Genomic DNA, 789 nt, shown 5'->3' with positions numbered 1-789 from the left:
CCGATCGCCCCGGGCCGGTCGGTGGACGGCACATGGACGGTCTGCGTGGACGCGTGGCGCGTGCCGCCGGGCATGCATGTGGAGACCCGCGATGTGTCGGCGACCTGGACGGACGCGCCGCAGCCGCCGTCGGGCTCCCCCTCGGCACCGCCGTCGGCATCGCCGTGAGGCGCCTACGGGGTTCCGAGCGGGGCGAAGGCGTCATGCGGGTATGAGTGACGACGACTACCCTGGGCCGGACGCCTTGCCGCCCGCGTGACGGGGCCGGTTCACCCGGCCCCGGATCACGGCATCGGGCATACAGGAGTCAGGCGTACCGGCATCAGACGTACAGGTGTCAGACGAGCCGGAGTCGGGCGTACCGGCATCAGACGAGCCGGTGTCAGGCGAGCGCCAGCCAGGCCGCCACCGCCACCAGCGCGATCGCGACGATCACGCCGACGATCACGCCGACCCGCGGGCCGGACGGGGCGGCCGCCGCGCGGGCAGCGGCACGGCCCGCGGCGCGGCCGCCGGTGGTGGGGGCCGCCGCCGGGCCCTGGCCCTCGTGGACGAAGGCACGGAACATCTGGGTGCTGCCCGCCGGGTCGTAGCCCTCGGGGTTCTGCTGCTGGGGGTTGGCCATGGGCCAGGACCCTAGCGAAGGAGTGCCCCGCCGTGCGCGCCGGGCCACGCCGTTCCCCGCGCCGGACCGGATGCGCGGCTTTTGCGCCTGCCGTCCGCGTACGCCCGTGCGCGCCCGCACGTCCCCGTACATCCCCGTACATCCCCCACGCGTCCCCCACAGAC

Annotated in this window: 1 protein-coding gene; it reads right to left on the bottom strand. The window is 75.3% G+C overall.

The window, feature by feature from the left end:
• Window positions 1–382 precede the first annotated feature (382 nt).
• Window positions 383–625 carry a hypothetical protein gene (locus tag K6I34_RS37615; protein ID WP_229332494.1) on the bottom strand — a complete coding sequence of 81 codons (243 nt, stop codon included), beginning with the start codon at window positions 623–625 and terminating at the stop codon, window positions 383–385.
• Between the last annotated feature and the right edge of the window lie 164 nt (window positions 626–789).

Origin of the sequence: Streptomyces sp. UNOC14_S4 (assembly GCF_020740835.1) — a bacterium.
Lineage (GTDB): Bacteria > Actinomycetota > Actinomycetes > Streptomycetales > Streptomycetaceae > Streptomyces.
Note: the sequence above shows the minus strand (reverse complement) of the source record. Positions and strands in the feature narration are given on the sequence as shown.